The sequence below is a fragment of the Agarivorans sp. Toyoura001 genome (genome assembly GCF_005405585.1).
Lineage (GTDB): Bacteria > Pseudomonadota > Gammaproteobacteria > Enterobacterales > Celerinatantimonadaceae > Agarivorans.
Window position 1 is genome coordinate 189,748 of the sequence record NZ_BJEQ01000002.1, and the last position, 20,291, is coordinate 210,038.

General features: G+C 44.8%; 15 protein-coding genes. 5 read left to right on the top strand and 10 right to left on the bottom strand.

What is annotated here, in order from left to right; genetic code table 11:
• Positions 1-68 precede the first annotated feature (68 nt).
• From FFR00_RS22005 to prfB, 8 genes are all read right to left on the bottom strand, one after another.
• Positions 69-1,658, bottom strand: a complete 1,590-nt coding sequence (locus FFR00_RS22005; RefSeq protein ID WP_137672114.1) for a cellulase family glycosylhydrolase — start codon at positions 1,656-1,658, stop codon at positions 69-71.
• 286 nt (positions 1,659-1,944) lie between these two features.
• Positions 1,945-2,691 carry a carbonic anhydrase gene (locus tag FFR00_RS04170; protein WP_137672115.1) on the bottom strand — a complete coding sequence of 249 codons (747 nt, stop codon included), beginning with the start codon at positions 2,689-2,691 and terminating at the stop codon, positions 1,945-1,947.
• 183 nt (positions 2,692-2,874) lie between these two features.
• Entirely contained in the window at positions 2,875-5,520 is a 2,646-nt protein-coding gene (locus FFR00_RS04175; RefSeq protein WP_201798690.1) for an alpha-amylase family glycosyl hydrolase, read from the bottom strand.
• Between the two features lie 168 nt (positions 5,521-5,688).
• On the bottom strand, positions 5,689-7,050 hold the full coding sequence (locus FFR00_RS04180) for an AraC family transcriptional regulator (RefSeq protein WP_235836163.1): 1,362 nt from the start codon (positions 7,048-7,050) through the stop codon (positions 5,689-5,691).
• Positions 7,051-7,203: 153 nt separating this feature from the next.
• Complete coding sequence (locus tag FFR00_RS04185) at positions 7,204-8,190, bottom strand: substrate-binding domain-containing protein (RefSeq protein WP_137672117.1); 987 nt, start codon at positions 8,188-8,190, stop codon at positions 7,204-7,206.
• A 105-nt stretch (positions 8,191-8,295) separates the two neighbouring features.
• Positions 8,296-8,697, bottom strand: a complete 402-nt coding sequence (locus FFR00_RS04190; protein ID WP_161985088.1) for a DUF1499 domain-containing protein — start codon at positions 8,695-8,697, stop codon at positions 8,296-8,298.
• Positions 8,698-8,875: 178 nt separating this feature from the next.
• Positions 8,876-10,399 (bottom strand): lysine--tRNA ligase, encoded by a 1,524-nt coding sequence (gene lysS, locus FFR00_RS04195; protein WP_137672119.1) that lies wholly within the window; start codon positions 10,397-10,399, stop codon positions 8,876-8,878.
• 16 nt (positions 10,400-10,415) lie between these two features.
• A protein-coding gene (prfB, locus tag FFR00_RS04200) for a peptide chain release factor 2 (protein WP_137672120.1) occupies positions 10,416-11,514 on the bottom strand; the annotation gives its coding sequence in 2 pieces (ribosomal slippage) (positions 10,416-11,438 and positions 11,440-11,514; 1,098 coding nt in all).
• A 278-nt stretch (positions 11,515-11,792) separates the two neighbouring features.
• Between prfB and FFR00_RS04205 the strand changes: the two genes are divergently transcribed.
• A complete protein-coding gene (locus tag FFR00_RS04205) occupies positions 11,793-13,052 on the top strand; it encodes a right-handed parallel beta-helix repeat-containing protein (RefSeq protein ID WP_137672121.1) in 1,260 nt (419 codons plus the stop codon).
• A gap of 150 nt (positions 13,053-13,202) precedes the next feature.
• Complete coding sequence (locus FFR00_RS04210; protein ID WP_137672122.1) at positions 13,203-13,637, top strand: hypothetical protein; 435 nt, start codon at positions 13,203-13,205, stop codon at positions 13,635-13,637.
• Positions 13,638-13,697: 60 nt separating this feature from the next.
• Here the strand turns inward: FFR00_RS04210 and tyrA are convergent, their stop codons facing one another.
• On the bottom strand, positions 13,698-14,822 hold the full coding sequence (gene tyrA / locus FFR00_RS04215; RefSeq protein ID WP_137672123.1) for a bifunctional chorismate mutase/prephenate dehydrogenase: 1,125 nt from the start codon (positions 14,820-14,822) through the stop codon (positions 13,698-13,700).
• A 13-nt stretch (positions 14,823-14,835) separates the two neighbouring features.
• The gene (locus FFR00_RS04220; protein ID WP_137672335.1) at positions 14,836-15,909 is read right to left on the bottom strand and encodes a 3-deoxy-7-phosphoheptulonate synthase; all 1,074 of its coding nucleotides are present in this window, start codon (positions 15,907-15,909) and stop codon (positions 14,836-14,838) included.
• A 250-nt stretch (positions 15,910-16,159) separates the two neighbouring features.
• Here FFR00_RS04220 and FFR00_RS04225 point away from each other — a divergent pair, with 250 nt between their 5' ends.
• The 3 genes from FFR00_RS04225 to FFR00_RS04235 all read left to right on the top strand — a co-directional run bounded on the left by FFR00_RS04225 (position 16,160) and on the right by FFR00_RS04235 (position 20,263).
• Positions 16,160-17,860, top strand: a complete 1,701-nt coding sequence (locus tag FFR00_RS04225; protein ID WP_137672124.1) for a sensor histidine kinase — start codon at positions 16,160-16,162, stop codon at positions 17,858-17,860.
• Positions 17,857-18,609: a two-component system response regulator BtsR gene (btsR, locus tag FFR00_RS04230; protein ID WP_137672125.1), complete on the top strand. Its 753-nt coding sequence runs from the start codon at positions 17,857-17,859 to the stop codon at positions 18,607-18,609. Before FFR00_RS04225 ends, btsR begins: the two co-directional genes overlap by 4 nt.
• A gap of 163 nt (positions 18,610-18,772) precedes the next feature.
• Positions 18,773-20,263: a carbon starvation protein A gene (locus tag FFR00_RS04235; RefSeq protein WP_137672126.1), complete on the top strand. Its 1,491-nt coding sequence runs from the start codon at positions 18,773-18,775 to the stop codon at positions 20,261-20,263.
• Positions 20,264-20,291: the final 28 nt, after the last annotated feature.

The following is a 20,291-nucleotide window of genomic DNA, read 5'->3' on the forward strand; positions in this document are numbered from 1 at the left end:
ATAAGTTCTTATATCAACCAAATAAAAGCCATGCTCAGCATGGCTTAAACTTAGTATGGGCGATTACCTTATTGGCAAACCACGCCAGTTACTGCCGTAGCATTACCCGCTCCGCTTCCAGTAAAGCCAAACTCAACACTTTCGCCAGCGGCGATGGTGCTATTCCAACCAACGTTAGACGCTGTATAACCTTCTGCAGAAACCATTGTAGTATTCCAAGAACTGGTCACCGTTGAACCATCACTGTAACCCCAGCTCACTTCCCATCCGTTAATCGCTTCGCTGCCATTATTGGTGATTGTGACTGCGCCTTGGAATCCACTATCCCAGCTATTGACGACCAAATGCTTACAGGCCGCGTTAGGATCCACCGGGTCCGTTGGGTCTGTTGGGTCCGTTGGGTCTGTTGGGTCTGTTGGGTCTGTTGGGTCTGTTGGGTCTGTTGGGTCTACAGGACCATCAACCAAGCCGCCAGAACCTGCAGGAATATTCAGACACATTGTGTAACCCACACAGCTTCCGCCATTTTCTTGTGAGTGACCACCGTCTTCATATAAACAAACAGGAATGATGGTGCCATAAAAGTCGCACTGTTGAATCACAGGCAGCTCTTGTCCATCAAACACCGAGGCTAAAGTAGACGTTTGTTTAATCCCATTAATGCCGTTGAATAAACGCTCACCCCAAGGAGTTAACTTACTTGCATCAAAATTAACTGTCATATCCAATTCAAAGGTACCGGGGGCAGTGTTGCCAGACCACGACCAGCCAAGATAACCAATACTATACTCTTCAGCGACCGCCAAAATAGCATCTTCATCTACGTCTTGACCCTGATGATCCATACCAAATTCGCCAACAATCAACGGCATGTTATGACGAGTTAGGAAGGTAGATACATAAGATTCGATTTTCTCGCGATTTTGGTAAACCTGGTACATATGCACACTAAACATGATGTTATTTAGCGTATCAGCCGATGCGACATCTGAGGCATGATCCAGCATAATTTCTTGCCAATCTTGCCCCCAGTTCGCTGCATCTACCATCAAGGTATGAGTGAAGCCGGCATCACGTAGTGTGGTAATCGCTTGCTTATGTTCACTCACATAGGTTTCTGCGGGAACGTTATTGCCAAATGGTTCGTTAGCAATATTGATGATAACGTAGTCTTCTTCACCCTTTAATACATCGGCCAACTCCACCCAGTAAGCGGCGGTGATTTGCATTTCTCCAGCTTCAGCTTTCTCACCCGAGCCGGTGACATCATGCACTTCTAGCACACATACCAAGCGGTTTAACTTACACATTTTTACCACTTTGGCAACATCGGCGGCATCGTTTTTAGCAAACTGCTGGCCATCACTCAGTACCACTCGCACTGTATTTGCGCCGGCTTCAGCAATATCGCGAAACGCACCTTGGCGATAGTTGTACCAAGCGTGTGCATGGTTAACCCCGCGCATGATAACCGGCTTACCATTGCCATCTAATAGCTGAGTGCCCGAGGTAGTAAAACCCGCCGAAGCAGAAAAGCTAAGGCCAGATACTGTAGCGACTAAACTCAATATCCCAGCTTTGATAATTGTTTTTATTGCTGCTTTTTCTGTTCTAAGGCCAGAAGACAACAGCCATTCCCTTGTGTTGTAGCGTTTCATAGTTACTCCATATTGTTGTGTTATAAGTTGAAAAATAAGCCAAAAACCCTATTGATCAATTAAACAATAATAACTAATTTACATTTCGCATGAAAAACTAAAGGTTTCATACCGCTTTCATCAAATAGCTATGCTTAGGTCTTAGTTTGAATAAAAGTTATAAATGCTTTCTTGATTATTTGTATTATTGTTAGACCTAAATTAATTGACCGTGATAACGCGCTTATCCCCGCTTGTTGCTAATATTCGAATCCAAGCAACAAGCCGGTTTAGTCGTCAGCGACATTTACTCAAGAATGGTTCTGGCGTTGATCGCTTGCAACGGACGGTTGTTTGGATGCTGCATAAGCGCGGTAAAATCATCAATTTGTTGTGCAGAGGCACTTACCGGGGACTTAAGTACTATCCAACTCACACCTTCAGAACAAGGAGGGGTTGTTAGCGAGCCATTAAAACGGTAATAATCTTGCTGACTTGGCCACAGCGCTAAGGCGCTCACCACCTGACTTAATTCGGCTTGCTCTCCCAAATTTTTAGGCATTTTGGCCCACACTTTACTCAGCTCTTGGTTAGCCTCACCTTGCTCAAACATTAATGCCACAACCGCTAAGTTACCTTGCTTGTCTGCATGAACAAAATGGGCCTCTAAGGGGTAAGATTGGCCCTTAACGGTATTTTCACTAGGAGAGTGGAAATGAAACTGCTTTAACTCAAACTCATGGCCATCCAAACCTAGAGTGCTGCCAGCTGCGTAGTTGACTTGAATAGTATGACCGTTATTAACTACCGCTTCACCCGCGGGTTTATAGGCTACGGTAAGGCTTTCTAACTCACCTTTAATTGTATGACTTATATCAACGGGTGATTGATTTTTACCACCTGCGCAAGTGGCAAATTCAGGGGCTAGCTCACCCCAATGCGCAGGGCCCTGATGACCGGAGTATGACCAATGAGCGCTTTCTTTAGCTCCTGCTACTGCCGATGCACTAATTAAAGATCCCGCTAAAATAACGTTTAAGATTTGCTTGTTCATTTCTTGCTTCCTTCAAAAATGGAAAACTCACTACTCGAACCGAATGGATAAAAGTAAGAGGAAACAAGGTTTTAACAGCCTAATGACCATTGAATCAATATAGAGATGGAAATAATGACTAAATTAATTATAACGGGTGTAAAAAAAGCCTTACTAATGTAAGGCTTAACATGGTTTATAGTTTTACTCGCTAAGCGTAATTATCGGTAATTCATCCCAAATTTTAGCCTCGTCCTCTTCCCCACCAGAAAAGTTCCAAGGTCCCGTTTCAGGGTTTAATGGGCGATAAACTGCCGACAAACCGTCCAGATCCCAAGTGCTAAGATAGAAACGAATGCCATTTAAGCTGCTTGGTCGGGCTAAAGCCTCACTAGCAAAATCTATATAAATCGTTTGCTGCTCCTTATCTACAGTGACGATAGGTGCTGGAGTCACTGCTTCACCCCAAGTATTTGCGTCAGCTCCGTCGGCATTATAAATCGAACTCTGCCAGCCAAATATCACTGCATTACGATTCCAAGTGCCGCTTGGTATGGTGGTGTTTATTTTAGGTAGTACACTTTGGCGAGTCCCTTGATCTTCTGGTAGGTCAATAAAGATAGAAAAACCTACATGATCAAACCCATTCGGTGGTAACCAAGTGTCGGTAAGCTTATCCATCACAAGTTTGATACGAACATTGCTACCCACCGAATAAACTTCGGCTTGGTTAATCGCTAACTGGCTATTTTCCTTGTCAAAACTAGGATCTCCAGGTAGCGAGTAACTGCCATTTGGCCCGCCACTCCCTTCTGCTACATCATCGCTATCGTCAATACTGAAATCAGGGGTATTCGACCACGCCAAGTCCGAAGTAAAGTGCACATCAGCGAGGCCAGCCTGTTCGTTAGGGGAATAAATAGCAAAACGATGCGATTGCTTACCAATAGCAAAATGACGAGTAGATAACAAACTTGTCCATTGCCCACTTTGGTCTACTTGAATATCAATGGCGTTCGCTAAGTTACCGTTTACCACTAACTGCAATTTAGCATTGGGCTCTGCACTACCGCTCACCACGGTGTCTTGGGTAATGGTTCGATCCGCCCAATCATCATCTAAGCGAATACCTAAGTCGGGAGTATTAACCGCTGCTGTTTGCTGGGTTTTAAAATAGATAACTGCTGCCTTTGCTGGCAACTCAAGGCTAACTTCGCCATTAGCATCGCTGACTAGACCAGCTGGTGCTTGCAACCAATTGGCCTGCAGCTGCTGCTCAAATACCGTCCCTTCGGATTGTTGCAAGTTTAAGCGATTAAGCAACATAGGCGCATTTGCCGTATTCATTACCACTAAAACTTCTTCGTCACCCAACGTACGAATAAAACTAAATACTCCTGCTCCCGATTTATCACTGGCTATTACCTTAATATCGCCACGCGTCATCACCGCATTTTGTGTACGCAGCGCGGCTAGCGCTTGAATGAACAAATACATTTCACTGTTTTGCTCAAAGGAGTCTTTAGACTCACCATCATCGCGATAACCACCGTCAAACATCGCATCACGGCTAGCATTCATCGCTTGCTCGGTGCCTTGGTAAATAACCGGTATCCCCGGAATAGATAACATAGTGATGAGAGCCTGCTTCAAATCAGCTTGGCTAGCTTGCGACAAGAAGCGTGGCATATCGTGATTATCAATAAAATTCGGCATCAAATAAGGGTTAGGAAACAACTCCATCATTTTTTCTAAACGAAAACGTAAGTAATCGGTTGGCTGTCCGCTTGCAAAAACCCGCGTCATGGTAGTTTGCAGAGGGAAGTTTAGTAATGAGCCCAACTGTTTCGTGTCTCCCTCCCCCAAGTAACTCAGCATTTTTTGTTCACCCTCGGTGTTGTATGCCGTCGAACTTTCAAAGACTTCGCCAAAGGTTAAAAACTGTTGCCGCCCGGTTTGCTCTGCTTGCGCCATTACGCCATCATCGGCATGTAGAAAATCATGCCAAAACTCATGTTCAACAAACTTCACCGTATCAATACGAAATGCATCTACCCCCACTTCTCTAATCCATTTACGGTAGCTTTGCTTCAAATAAGCCCTCACTTCCGGATCTTCGGTATTTAGATCATCGAGATCTGAAAGCTGCCAGTTTTTCTCCTGCTCTGAGTTATTATGATCACTAATGCTTGGTGTCCAATGGTAGCTGCCCGTGCCATCTGCTTTACAACTATTTAGGTTGAGCGGATAAGGTAAAACCTGCCCCTCGACAAGAGGGTTATTGGTCAACCGAAAGCCTTCGCAAGGTTGGCTGGCGTCGTATTCCCAGGGCTTATCATAAGTGAAGTAATTACCAACATGGTTCGTCACAATGTCCTGAATTAAAAACATATTGCGGCTGTGAATGTCGCTTGCCAGCGCTTGATAACTAGCGAGGTCGCCGAAGTGTTCATCAACCTGCTGAAAATCACGCGCCCAATAACCATGATAACCGCCATAGTTTTGCTCGTTATCCCACCATTGATTAGCCACCGGGGGGGTTATCCATACCGAGGTTGCACCCAGCTGTTGAATATAGTCGAGCTTGTCGCTGACTCCCACCAAGTCACCACCACTAAATTTTTTATCCGAGCTAGGGTCAAACTCCCCTTGGCCTTGATCACTTAAACTTGGGTCTCCATTATTAAAACGGTCAATCATCAAGAAATAAATAATCTGATCTTGCCACTCTGGTGATGCCACATGGCTGCCATTGACGACTTGAGCCTCATCATCAGAATTACAGCCACTTAATGCCAGTGCCAAAGACAAAGCCAGTATATTTGCTGGCTTCATTATATTGTTACTCATTACGCTCATATCGCCTTCCATTGTGAATGATAGTGAGCCAAACGATAAAACAAAGGCAGATGATAAATGGTGTCACTTGATGCCAAATACTAGGCGTTAGCATGCCAGTAAAAGCACTTTGTGAAGGCTGCAACAATTTTAGTGGAGGTAAAAAATGCTAAACCTTGTTTACATCAGCGGAGGGACAAATTGGTAGTGTTTAGGGTAGTGATGCAGTGCCAGCTCTTGGTTATATTTGTCGTATAAGCGAAAATGACATTGTTTTGCCAAAGCCGGAAAAGGACTGGATAAGGTCCAAACGCTGTATTGCGAGTTAGTGCTTACTTGCTGTAAAGCCAGCGGTTCTGGGTGCTCGCCTAGGTAACACAGTATTCTATCCACATTAGCTAAACGACATGCCAACTCGATAAACAATTGATAAGCAAAACCAGTTTTTATAATACTCAAGGTAGGCACAATATACGCGGGCGCTCCCAGCAACAGGCGCTCACTAACTAAATAATCGCGTTGCTGGTTGTCATCAATATAAGTTTCGCCGTCAACGTCATAACGTAGCCTAAAGCTCAGTGGTTGTGCCACTGGTAGGTTAGCGGTAGACCATAGCTCGGTGCCGTCTGCCAGAAAGTCATCAAAAAAAGCGGGATAGTGGCGCCAAATGCCATCTTGATCTTTACACTCAACTGTTACCACCTTTTCAAAGGCAATATTGTCTACTTCTAACCAAACCTGCCCTTCTTGAGTATGCAACTCTCCAGGCAGCCCAATGGAGCCGCGCGCATAGTGCAAACGCACCGGTTGCTGGTTTACTTGAATACGGTTTTGTTGGCATTGCTGTCGATAAAAGCTAGGAGTAAAACTAAACCAGCGTCGAAACGAACGATGAAAATTGGACGGATCATCATAACCCAGTTTCAAGGCCACTTGAGCAACAGATAAGTGGGTATCGGCCAATAGATTAAGCGCTAAGGTTTGTTTTTCATCTTCTACCAATTGAGAGAAGTTAAGCTGTTTTTCGCTTAACCGACGCTGCAAAGTGCGGGTTGATAAACCCAGTTGTTTGGCAACAACACCAATGCTCAAGGGCTTATCAATAGCACGCTGAATGGTGCGCTTTAGCTGAGATTGTAAATCGGGTGATTCAATGGCTTGATGCTGCAGCAATAAAAAGACTTTTTTAGCAAAACTATGCAATCCAGGCATAGCTGGCTGCGGCTCTAGCTCGTATAAGCTCACCCGCAAACATAATTTACTGGATACCGACACCAATTCTGTTTTCACCTGCGAAGACAGACTAGCGTGTAACTCTGTTAGTAACAGCTCACTCCAAGCTGGCAGGTTTTGCTGGTCTCGAGTCGATAAGGTTAAATCAAGGCTCTCATTGGATTCACTGATCTCGATATAAACATTACGTTCAAACAAAGATAAGCTTTTACTCCACCATACCAAACCTTCTTTCAGGCTCGGCGCATGACTCAGCAAGATATGTTGCAGCTGCAGTAGATCGCTTAAATGCCAATACTCTCCCGCCACGCGCAAGTGAGAATGCCCGAGTTTTTTAGCGAGGATAGAACTTAACGCTGAAAGCTTCAAAATGCTGAATGTCGTAAAAGAAAAGTCTCATTATTTTGCATAAAAACAACAAGGTATCAATGACTTAATTGTAAGCAACCAGCAAAGTGTGATTTATCGACAAAGTGGCTGCTGGCCGTAAACGCAGCGCTCCAATTTGGTATGAATAATCGGCTCTACCGCATTACCTTGATGAATACTGTGCAGGGTATAAATTGACTGATAGCCCATGTCATAAGGAGACTGCCCTACATTTCCATGAGCTAAACCTTGAGCAAGTAGGCGCTTTTGCACCTCTAAGGTATCGCCAAAAATCAGCAGTAAGTTTTTTGAATCTAGCGTTTTTTGGTAAGGGCTAATAATTTCGGTGTACTTAAACTCAAGGGTTTGTGGCCAAGCGCCGACGGTAATCACTGCGTCTAACAATTTAGGTTCGTATTGATGCAAGCGCACCATTCTATCTAGATTATTCAGCGAACGTAGTGCTTCGTCGTCTGAATGGATTGGGCAGCGACTGTGTTCTTCCCAGAGCTCGCTATTGCCTTTGCTGTTGAACCCTAGCCCTGCATAAACACCATTTATGCGTTCAACCAAGTTAGCAGCACCTTTATGCCCAGTTAAGATACAAAATGCTCCGCCCTTTGGCTTTAAGGCCTGGGTTAAGCGGCCTAATTGAAAACCGAACTGGAAGTTGTCGGTACCAATATAGCTATAACGCAACGTGGGGTTTTGCGCTAAAGCCTGCTCAGAAAAGTCGGAATCAAAGGTAACTACTGGCACCTTTTGTTGATTAGCCAGCAACATACTGCGGTGGGTTAATACTCGCGAGTTAATCACCGACACCGAAATGCCATCAACGCCTTGTTCTATTTGCTGGGTAATAATCTGGTCTTGGTATCTCGCATCGGCTTCTTCGGGCCCAAGATAAATACATTCCACGTCTAACTCTGCAGCAGCCTGTAAACAGCCCTTTTCTACATCATCGAAAAAGGGGTTGGTTACCGTTTTAGGTACCACTAAATAACGAGGTTTAGGATTAGCCGATTCGGCCATTAAAGCACTACAGAAAAGAGTTAGAAAACTAGCAATTAGAGCTTTCACTGAATCACCGCATGTGAATAAGGTTCTTCTAAGCTAAGCCAATAAAACCCACTTGGTAAAGCCAAGCTGCGCTAACTGCAACTTGGCTCACGCTTTTATGAATGCTTAATCGGCTTCACTGTATAACTTTGCAAACTCTTGATAACGAAGCTTATTTATCCCCATATCGGAGTAACCTACTCGCGATTGAGAGCGGAAATGTAAGAGTTGATTGGTTTCATCAAAATACAGTTCCACATCATCACGATAACCCACCTTGGGACTAAAAAACACAACATGCACGTAGTCACCATTACGTGACACCACTTTGTTATTTGGCATATGTGCAAAAGCGCGCAAAGCCGCTAACTGGGTACTTTTTAGATCAGCCTTAAAGGCTAAAGGCGCGACTTTTTTGTCTTCTTCTTCTGCGTAGCTAGAAACGCCGTTAGGTGAACTGGCTAGCGGCGCTAAACGACCCGCATTAAGCCCTAAATCACTAGGCTCTTTTAGATTCTTAAAGGTCATGAATCCCCCCACTGCCAGCACAACTATTACTAATCCCCACATAAGCATCTTCACTATCCCTCTCCCTTATTCGTCAAATATTGTCGTACATTCAATCATTGTTACTATAACTAAAAAAAGTAAAAAAAAAGCCACATACTTTTAAAAGTGCGTGGCTTTAATGATTTATCTGTCAGCTTTAGGCTTGTGGGCGCATCGCCGGGAACAAAATCACGTCACGAATAGTATGAGTGTTGGTGAAGAGCATCGCTAGACGGTCAATACCAATACCTTGCCCAGCCGTTGGTGGTAGGCCGTGCTCTAAGGCGGTGATGTAATCGGCGTCGTAGAACATCGCTTCATCATCGCCAGCATCTTTAGCCTCAACCTGCGCCTTAAAGCGCGCGTCTTGGTCTTCCGCATCGTTAAGCTCAGAGAAGCCATTAGCGACTTCACGGCCACCGATGAAGAACTCAAAACGGTCAGTGATGAAGGCGTTGTCGTCGTTACGACGCGCTAGTGGGCTAATATCTGCTGGGTATTCGGTAATAAAGGTTGGCTGAATTAGCTTAGGCTCAGCAGTCTCACCGAAGATTTCTTCAAGTAGCTGGCCACAAGTCCAGAACTTCTCTACTTCAACGCCCACTGATTTAGCAATGCTAACCATGTGCTCGCGGTCTTGCACTTTGTCGTAATCTAAAGCTTGAATATCGGTGTGCTCTGGGTTGTACAGCTTAATCGCTTGCAACATACTCAAGCGTGGGTAGCTACCAGCAAACTCCACTGTCTCTTCGCCATAAGGCATAGATGAAGAGCCTAGAACCTCAACCGCTACAGTGCGCAGCATTTCTTCGGTTAGATCCATTAGATCGTTGTAGTCAGAGTAGGCCATGTAGAATTCCATCATAGTGAATTCTGGGTTATGGCGCGGCGACAGACCTTCGTTACGGAAGTTACGGTTGATTTCGAATACGCGCTCAAAGCCACCTACCACTAAACGCTTCAAATAAAGCTCTGGTGCGATACGCAGGAACATCTCTTGATCTAGAGCGTTGTGATGAGTGACAAATGGACGTGCAGTGGCGCCGCCAGGGATCACTTGCATCATTGGCGTTTCCACTTCCATGAAGTCCTTAGACTCCATAAAGCGGCGAATACCGGCTACCAACTTAGAGCGCACCTTGAAGGCTTGGCGTGAATCGTCGTTCACGATCAAATCAACATAACGCTGGCGGTAACGCTGCTCTTGGTCAGTTAAACCATGGAATTTTTCTGGCAATGGACGCAATGCTTTAGTGAGCAAAGTGTATTCGTCCATGTTCACGTAAAGATCACCTTTACCTGATTTATGCAGCGCACCTTTAACTCCAATGATGTCACCAATGTCTAGGCCGCCAATCTCTTTAAGATCTTTTTGTACTTGTTTAGGCGCGTATGCCTGAATGCGACCAGATACGTCTTGTAGCACCAAGAAAGGACCACGTTTTGCCATAATACGTCCAGCAATAGCAGCTACGTTACTAGCAGCCTCTAAGTCTTCTTTAGACTGTTCGCCAAACTGTTGCTGTAAATCGTCAGCTAAGTGCTCACGTTTAAAGTCATTTGGATGGCCGTTGGCCGAGCAAGTTTCGCGAATTTTGTCTAACTTAGCGCGACGCTCTGCGATCAGTTTATTTTCTTCTTGTGCTGCTTGTTCCAGACTTTGTTCTGTTTGTTCTGACATGTGAAAACCTTGCTCGTTACAGCCCTGACTTAAGGCTAGCTTCTATAAATTTGTCTAAATCACCATCTAACACGGCTTGAGTATTACGGTTCTCAATGCCAGTTCGAAGGTCTTTAATCCGCGAATCATCTAATACATAAGAACGAATTTGGCTGCCCCAGCCAATGTCCGACTTGTTGTCTTCTGCCACTTGCTTCTCGGCATTTTGTTTTTGTAGCTCTAACTCAAACAACTTAGCTTTTAGCTGCTTCATTGCTTCGTCTTTGTTCTTGTGTTGCGAACGACCACTTTGACACTGCACAACCGTATTGGTAGGCAAATGGGTAATACGTACCGCAGATTCGGTTTTGTTTACGTGTTGCCCACCAGCACCGGAAGCGCGGTATACGTCAATTCGTAAGTCACCAGTATCAATATCAACTTCAATACTGTCATCAATTTCTGGGTAGATAAATGCCGACGCAAATGAGGTATGGCGACGTCCGCTAGAATCAAACGGCGATTTACGTACTAGGCGGTGAACACCCGTTTCGGTACGAAGCCAGCCGTAAGCATACTCACCACTGACTTTAATGGTAGCGCCTTTAATACCGGCAACATCACCATCCGACACTTCAACTAATTCAGCTTTAAATTTATGCGCTTCACACCAACGTAAATACATACGCAGCATCATATTGGCCCAATCTTGAGCCTCGGTGCCGCCAGAGCCTGATTGAATATCGATATAACAATCGCTTTCGTCCATATCGCCAGCAAACATGCGGCGAAACTCTAGCTTTTCTAATTGAGTAATCAGGTCTTGAGCTTCAGCCTCGGCTTCGTCAAAGGTTTCTTGGTCTTCTTCCTCTACCGCAAGCTCAACCAAACCGGCCACATCTTCTATGCCTTGGGTCAGGTTATCAATGGTTTTTACCACTAACTCAAGCGCCGAGCGCTCTTTACCTAGCGCTTGGGCACGCGCTGGATCATTCCAAATTTCGGGCTGTTCTAATTCGCGACTAACTTCTTCTAACTGCTCTGCTTTTGCATCGTAGTCAAAGATACCCCCGGAGCACTTCTGTGCGCTCTTTAATATCTGCTAGAGAATTGTTCACCGAATTAATTTCAAACATCGTGTAATGACCTACGTCGAAGTACCAAAAACGCGCAATTTTAACCAATATAGCGGCGAATAAACATAGTTTGCCGCAATGAAAGTGTTAAATAAGCATGTTTTTTTCCTTTCAGGCCGTTAATCCAGGTTTGCCCTGCACTTACGCCCTCCAAAAGCCCATGAATTAGGCTCATCAGCCTAAGCCAAAGCGCTTAAATCTGTGTTGCTAAATACAGCTCAGCTCTTTTAAACGAGCAGTAACACACTGAATTTATGCTTAGCCCTTAGTAAACTGCAATGACAGTTGGGATTAAGGAGGCTAAAAGCGCGATGTTTGCTTGTTGTCAGTTACTCATAGGCAGGCTTATTGGGGGCTTAGTCTTTATAGGCTCCATTTCCAATGTATTTGCCGCAGACTACTTTGTCACTAACGGTGTTAATGCAATCAGCAACACAGTTCCAGCAGATGGCAGCCGCGCTAAACCGTGGAACAACTTACAATACGCCGTTAATCAACTGGCTGCTGGCGACCAGCTATGGGTTACTCCGGGTGAATATCACTTAACCACCCCTGTGAATATCAATAGTTCGGGTCAATACAATCAAGCCATCACCATTAGCAGCCTGCCCGGCGAACGTGCGAACACTTTACTAGTAGGTGCAGGTTTTAGCATCAAGCAGCAGAGCCACATCACCATTGAAGGTTTTACTATTCAGCAAGCGTTTAATGGTATTTACCTTGAAGGCTCAAGCGCTAAGCCTGTTAGCCATATTACGCTTCGCAACAATCATACCTTTCAAACTGTACAGTCTGGCATTGCCGTGTGGGGAGTAGCATGGCAACAAGATCCTCAGCAATACAATAACCTTAGCCAGCTAACCATCGACGGAAATATCATTCAGCAAGCATGCTTAGGCGAAGATGACAATGCCAACAATGGCTATAACGAAGCCATCACTGTGGCTAACGGGGTACACGATTTCGAAATCAAAAATAATCAGATTTTTGATGGTGGCAACCCACGCTTTGGCGGCGAAGGCATTGACTTAAAAGAAGGCGTAAAAAACGGCAGTATCCATAACAATCTTATTCATGGCTTACATCGCCGCGGTATTTATTTAGATGCTGGAGGTTTGCTGGGTTTTAGCCCGCCCTTTGTAAAGAACATTAAGATATACAACAACACAGTACATAACATTCGCGAAGCATTTAGTGAGCAAAGTGGAGAACGCTTATTTGAAGGTGCCGGTGCGATGGCAATTATGACTGAAGGCAACGGCTCGGTCAGTGATATAGAGATATTTGATAACCAATTCTTTGATACCGATGAAGATGGCATTTTGATCTACCAACACCCCAAAGGTAGCGGCTTGGTGAGCAAAATAGAAATCCATAACAACCACATTTATCAACATAAACGGGCCGGTATTTTATTAGATTTCGCCAGTGCAAAAGGCATTGTTATCAATCACAACTGGCTACACCACAACAGCAGTAACCTAGCGCTTAAACAAGGCGAAAGCCAGCAACATAGAAACTTTTTTAGCGCACCATAATGCCAGAAAGCAAGGCTTAACATTGGCTATTTACTGACTAATCATTTAGTCGAAATGACGAGTTGAAACTTGCTGAAATAGCGATCTAACGTAAACTTGAAAAGACAAGCAAATACAATTTCGTCAGTTTAGTTTTAGCGGGAGGCGGCATTGCGAGAAGCACACGGTAGTATTGAGTTCGCACTGAACGGACAGATAATGGAAATTGAGGGCACCGGCCCTTGGAATCTCGAACAAATGGAAGAGAGTGGCAGCGCCGCGGCTCCCATATTAGATAAGTTGTTAGACTCTCCCTGGGCTGTATTAGCCACTTTCCATGGAGAAACCTTTTATACTGAAGATGCAGCTAATCAATTAATTGAATGGCTTAAGATTGAAAAGCAGCGTGGCCGAGTAGCCACCGCACTTATCCTTACTCATGCTAGCGTGCCAGAGTTAGCCAAATGGCACCTGAACCAGATATATATTCAAGCGGGTGAAACAGTACAAATTTTTATCGATAGAACCGATGCATTAGCGTGGCTAAGCAGCAAAATTACTGACTACGAGCTACAAGCACAAGCCCTTACCGAAAAGCACCTTTAAGCCCCATCGCAGGCACAAAAAAGCCAGTCATAAAGACTGGCTAATATTCAAAGGCAATACTTAAGAGCGGCGGCTATCATTAGCTTGCTGTAACAAACTTCTGCTTTCTTCCAAGAACTCTTGTGAGTAATCACCAAACCATTGACTAACGCGCTCAAAACACGCAATAAAGCCTGCTCGGTCTTTGCTTTCAATTAGCTCAACCAATTGCCCAAAGTGCTGATGATAACGTTTAATCATAGCGGTGCTTTGATCCGAGGCCATAATAATATCGGCATACAAATCAGGCGACTGAGCAAACAAGCGCCCTACCATGGCTAGCTCCAAGCGATAAATCGGCGAACTTAAATCAAGCAGCAGTTTTAAATCTGCATCTTCTTGCGCTAAATGCATGCCATAAGCGAACGAAGTAAAATGACGCAAGGACTGAATCAATGTCATCGCTTTATCGTGGCTTTCGGCTTCTACAGCATGTAAACGCGCGCCCCAAATGCCCATTTGCTGCAACAACCATTGGTATTGCTCGCTACCACGCCCATCAGCATACACAATCACTTGTTTTGCTAGGCTTGGTACATCTGGGCCAAACATGGGGTGCAAGCCAACAACTGGGCCTTGATGCACTGCTAGCATTTTACTCAAAGGAGCAGCTTTAATACTGGTGATGTCTGCCAAAATACAATCTTTTGGCAAATTCCCGAGTTGAGCAATCACCGACTCGGTTAGGTTAATGGGCACCGATACCAAAACCAAACCGGCATTAGCAAACAGCTCGGGGGCTTGTTGCCAATCTTCTTTGCCAATGACATCAACCTGGTAGCCCGACAACGTAAACATTTGCACAAACAAACGTCCCAATTGCCCGCGACCACCAATCACAACAATGTTACCTAATTCAGGTTTAATGGTTTTAAAACCACTGTCCTTTTCACTGGTATAAGACTCACGCATCACTCGGCGTAACACATCTTCAATCAGTGCAGGTGGCACACCTTTATTTTCAGCTTCTGCACGACGCTTAGCCAGCATGGCGGCTTCGCGGTCGGGGGCATAAATAGGCAAACCATGTTGCGTTTTTACTTCGCCAACTTTGTGCACCAGCTGAATACGTTGTTGCAGCAAATCAAGAAGTTGCTGATCAACTTCATCGATTTGGTCACGTAAGAGATTTAGAGCTTGAACCATGTTGTTTCCGTTATTATTTTGCCAAGCGTTTGGCTAAGCTGTCGCTAAGATCGTTAAACATCTTGTCTAACAAGGTTGCTGTAGATGTCCAGTCAATACATGCATCGGTTACCGATACACCGTATTTAAGATCTGACTTAGGCGCTTCACTTGGTTGATTACCAGCTTCCAAGTTACTTTCTAACATTAAGCCAATAATTGATTTATTGCCTTCTTCGATCTGGTTAATCACGTTTGCAGCAACTAATGGCTGTAACTCATGATTCTTGCTTGAGTTCGCATGGCTACAGTCAACCACTAGCTTAGGCGCTAAACCGGCTTTTTCCATAGCTTGCTCTGCCAATGCGACGTTCACTGAATCGTAGTTAGGCTGCTTACCACCACGTAAAATTACGTGGCCATCTGGGTTACCTTGGGTTTGCAACAACGACACTTGGCCTTGTTGGTTAATACCCATGAAACGGTGTGACGAAGCTGCAGATTGCATCGCATTAATCGCCGTGCCTAAATTGCCGTCAGTACCATTTTTGAAACCAACAGGCATAGATAAACCACTGGCCATTTCACGGTGAGTTTGCGATTCAGTAGTACGTGCGCCAATGGCTGCCCAAGAGAATAGCTCAGACAAGTATTGTGGGCTAATTGGGTCTAGCGCTTCAGTAGCCACAGGTAAACCTAACTCAGCAGTCCAAGTTAGTAGTTCACGAGCATTGTGCAAGCCTGTTTCTACGTCGAACGAGTTATCCATGTGAGGGTCGTTAATAAAGCCTTTCCAACCCACTGTAGTACGAGGTTTTTCAAAATAAACCCGCATAACAATAAACAAGCGATCTTGATACTGGTCGTGCAGCTTCTTCAAGCGCGTCGCATATTCCTTGGCTTGGTCTAGGTCGTGAATCGAACAAGGACCAGCAATCACCAACAAACGCGGGTCGCGATGATGACAGATATTGGCAATTGTTTTGCGAGATTCTAGAACAAATTGCAGCGCTTCTTTTGACGCAGGCAACTTCTCACGAAGCTGTTCAGGAGTGATTAAAACTTGTTCTGACGAAATATGAATATCGTTAATTGGATCTTTTTGCATTTGCTCTCTTACTCCGGTGGCGGATTTAGCCACACATTTCCTTTCCCGTAGCGGGATTAATTATTATAGAAACCCATCACAATACCAGTGCTTACACCATTTGCAAGCGGTCAAGCGTTACCAGCTTGTTAAGAGCATTACCAGCAGTTTTGGTAAGTCCTATTAGTTGCCACAAACAGTATGCTAATATGCTGCTATCTACTGTGAATACCAGATATCCTTTCGCCAACTTGCGAGGCTCTAATAGCTGATGATATTGAGTGATTTTTCCCTGCTGTTATCTTTAGCCCAACAAATGAGCGTTTTTCTGGTTATCGCTTACCTATTAAGTAAAACACCAGCCTTTTTACCCCTCACTAATTTATCTCCTCGGCTACCTAATACCCTTACCATTTACTGCTTATTTTCCGGTTTTTGTATTTTAGGCTCGTATTTCGGTTTAGCCATTGATGATGCTATTGCCAATACTCGCGCTGTTGGTGCGGTGTTGGGCGGATTATTTGGTGGCCCAATATTGGGATTGCTAGTCGGGTTTACTGGCGGTATGCATCGATACTTTATGGGTGGCTTTACCGATGTAGCCTGCGCGGTATCTACTACCTTGGAAGGCTTGGTCGGCGGCTTGTTTCACTTATGGATCCGCCATCGTAGTCATCATAACGAACATTTGTTTTCCCCCACTATCGCCTTTGTTGCCACACTAATAGCAGAAACCCTGCAAATGCTGCTGATTTTGGCCATTGCAAAACCCTTTGACCAAGCCCTTGCTCTGGTGGAAGTTATCGCCTTGCCGATGGTGCTCGCCAACTCAATAGGCGCGGCATTGTTTATGATGATGATCCGCGATCGCCGCCGCTTATACGATAAATTTAGTAGCCACTCTTCGGCCAAAGCACTTAATTTAGCCCAGCGGATGGTGGGCATTTTTCATCAAGGTTTCAAACAGCAAGACGCAGTGCGCATTGCCAACATCATTCATGAAGAAACCGGCGTTTCTGCTGTAGCCATTACCGATACCCAGCAAGTATTAGCCTACACAGGCTTGGGCAGCGACCACCACAGCGCAGGCCGGCCAATATCGTCAAAGCAAACTTACCAAGCCATTAAAGAAAATCGCGTGGTATTTGCCGACGGTGTAGAAGAGCCCTATCAATGCAGCAGCAGTGACAAATGCCCCTTGGGTTCATCGCTTGTGGTACCGATTCGCGGCAGTGACAAAGAAGTGATTGGCACCGTAAAACTGTATGAATCGAAACGTCGCTTGTTTTTACACATTAACCGAGCGCTAGGCGAAGGTATCGCCAAAGTGATTGCCGAGCAACTGCGTGACAGCCACGTGCATCAACAACAGCAATTGTTAACAGAAGCCGAATTAAAATTGGCTCGCGCCCAAATAAACCCTCATTTCTTATTTAATGCCCTTAATACAATTAGCGCGGTAGTGAAGCGCGACGCCAGTTCGGCACGCGAGTTAATTGCTGACTTAGCGCTGTTTTTGCGGATTAACTTAAAGCGCAACCAACAAACCAGTTTAGTCAGCGTAGAGCTTGAACATGTTAATGCTTACCTACATATCGAGCAGGTGCGTTTTGCCGATCGTTTAGTGGTAAAACAAGCTATTGATGAGTCTTTTCTGCAACTTGAATTACCCACCTTTACTCTGCAACCTTTAGTAGAAAATGCCATTAAGCATGGTACCGCTCACTTACTCGAGACAGGTGAAATAACCATTTATAGTCGAATTAAAAATGGCATAAAACAGTTAGTGGTAGAAGACAACGCAGGCCTTTACCAAAAACCGGAACAAGTCACCAGCGAAGGCTTAGGCATGCACATTGTTGATACGCGTTTGCGTAATGCCTTTGGCGAACCATACGCCTTACAAATTGAATGTCAGTTACACCAATATACTCGCGTGGTGATATCACTACCTCAGGAGCCAAACCCATGAGAGCCATTATTGTTGATGATGAACCACTAGCACGCGAAGAGCTGTTCGAATTGCTACAACATCACCCGCAACTTGAGGTGGTGGGCCAATTTGGTAATGCGATAGAGTGTTTGAAGCACCTTAAGCAGCTAGAAGCTGATGTACTTTTTCTTGATATAGAAATGCCGCAAATTAGTGGGTTAGAGCTAGCTAATATGCTGGATAGTGACAATGCACCCGCGATTATATTTGTTACCGCCTACGACCAATTCGCTTTAGATGCCTTTGAACAGAATGCAGTAGATTATTTGCTCAAGCCCATTGACCCAAAGCGTTTATGTAAATCAATAAAGCGACTGCAAGAACGCTTACCAGAGTCAACAGAGCCATCACTACTCTCAGAAGGTACGTTAGCCCCTCACTCTTACCAAGACATGTTGAAAAATCAACAGCTCAAGCTCATTCCTTGTTATTTTCAGCAGCGGGTAAAGCTGATCCGTTTAGAAGACATTGAGTACGCCTCAAGCGATTTAAGCGGAGTGCATGTGGCGACCTCACAAGGTATTAACCATACCCAACTCACGCTAAAAGTACTGGAAGAAAAGTCGCCCTTATTGCGCTGTCATCGGCAACACTTAGTCAATGTAGATGCTATTTTGGAGATATCATTAGAAGAGAACGGCGGCGCGGTATTGTTTACTAAAAGTGGTGTGCAACTGCCAGTAAGTCGCCGCTACTTTAAAGCCATTAAAGAGCACTTTGGTTTATAGGCAGTTAGTACTTTGCACTAATTCGCCTGAAATTAGCATAACCACTAAACCGCTATTTCGACCACTTACCTGAACATAGCGCCGCTTAGTTAAGCTTTGGCTGCACCTTTCAATGTTCACACTTATTCTGTTCTCGATTACAACTAAGTACTGAGAGGACGACATGCTTTGGTTTCTATTTTGCGTCGCAGCATTGCTCGGCGGCTACTTCATTTACGGCGCCTTTGTTGAAAAGGTTTTTGGCATTAAGGAACATCGACAAACGCCTGCTTACGCTAAGCAGGATGGTGTGGATTATGTGCCAATGTCGAAGAAAAAAGTTTACCTAATTCAACTACTCAACATTGCCGGTGTAGGCCCTATTTTTGGTCCTATTATGGGTGCGCTTTATGGCCCAGCAGCCATGTTATGGATTGTTGTTGGTTGTATTTTCGCGGGGGCAACTCACGATTACTTCTCAGGCATGTTGTCGGTACGTAATGGTGGCGCTTCAGTGCCTTCGCTTTCTGGTCGCTACCTAGGCAAAAGCGCACGTCACTTTATGAATGTATTTGCCATTGTGTTGCTACTGTTAGTGGGTGTGGTTTTTGTTTCGGCTCCCGCCGGCATGTTAACCAACCTTATCAACGACCAAGCTGGTGTAAGCCTAGGTTTGGGTACAATGGTCAGCCTCATCTTTGTTTACTACATCATCGCTACCATTGTTCCTATCGATAAAATTATTGGTCGCTTCTACCCCTTATTTGGCGCACTACTTATCTTTATGTCGGTGGGTTTAATTACTGCAGTAGCCTTTTCCAGCGAACACCAAGTAATGGGTAGCTTTGAAGTAAGCCAAATGTTCACCAACATGAACCCTAACGATTTGCCGCTATGGCCTGCCTTATTTATTACCATTGCTTGTGGCGCTATTTCAGGTTTCCACGCGACTCAGTCTCCATTAATGGCGCGCTGTGTAGAAAATGAAAGTAATGGCCGCTTCGTGTTTTACGGCGCGATGATTGGCGAAGGTGTAATTGCCTTAATCTGGTGTGCTATTGCGCTATCGTTCTTCAACTCAATGGAAGGCTTACAAGCGGCAGTAGCCAACGGCGGTCCAGGTAAAGTGGTTTACGATGCATCATTTGGTTTATTGGGCGTATTTGGTGGGATTTTAGCTTTCTTAGGTGTGGTTATTTTACCGATTACTTCGGGCGATACTGCGTTCCGCTCTAGCCGTTTAATTTTGGCTGAGTACTTTAACCTTTCACAAAAACCGGTTAAAAACCGCCTCTTAATTGCCCTGCCTATCTTCATTATTGGCGGCATTCTAACTCAAGTAGACTTTGGGGTAATTTGGCGCTACTTCGGATTTGCCAACCAAACTACCGCAGTAATGATGCTGTGGACAGCCACCGCTTACTTGTTGCGCAACGACAAATTCCACTGGATAACCACTGTTCCAGCCATGTTTATGACCACCGTTGTTGTGACCTTTATCCTAAACTCAAGCACCTTAGGCTTTGGCTTGCCAATGACTATATCAACGGTTGCCGGCATTGTTACTACCTTAGTGATTACCGGTATGCTTATTGCCAAACTGAAAGGCATTGGTGAAGATGATTTAGATAACGATGATGAACCAACAACATTAAATTCGGTCGAAGAAGCCTAATAGTCATCCTACGTTTTGAGCCGCATTA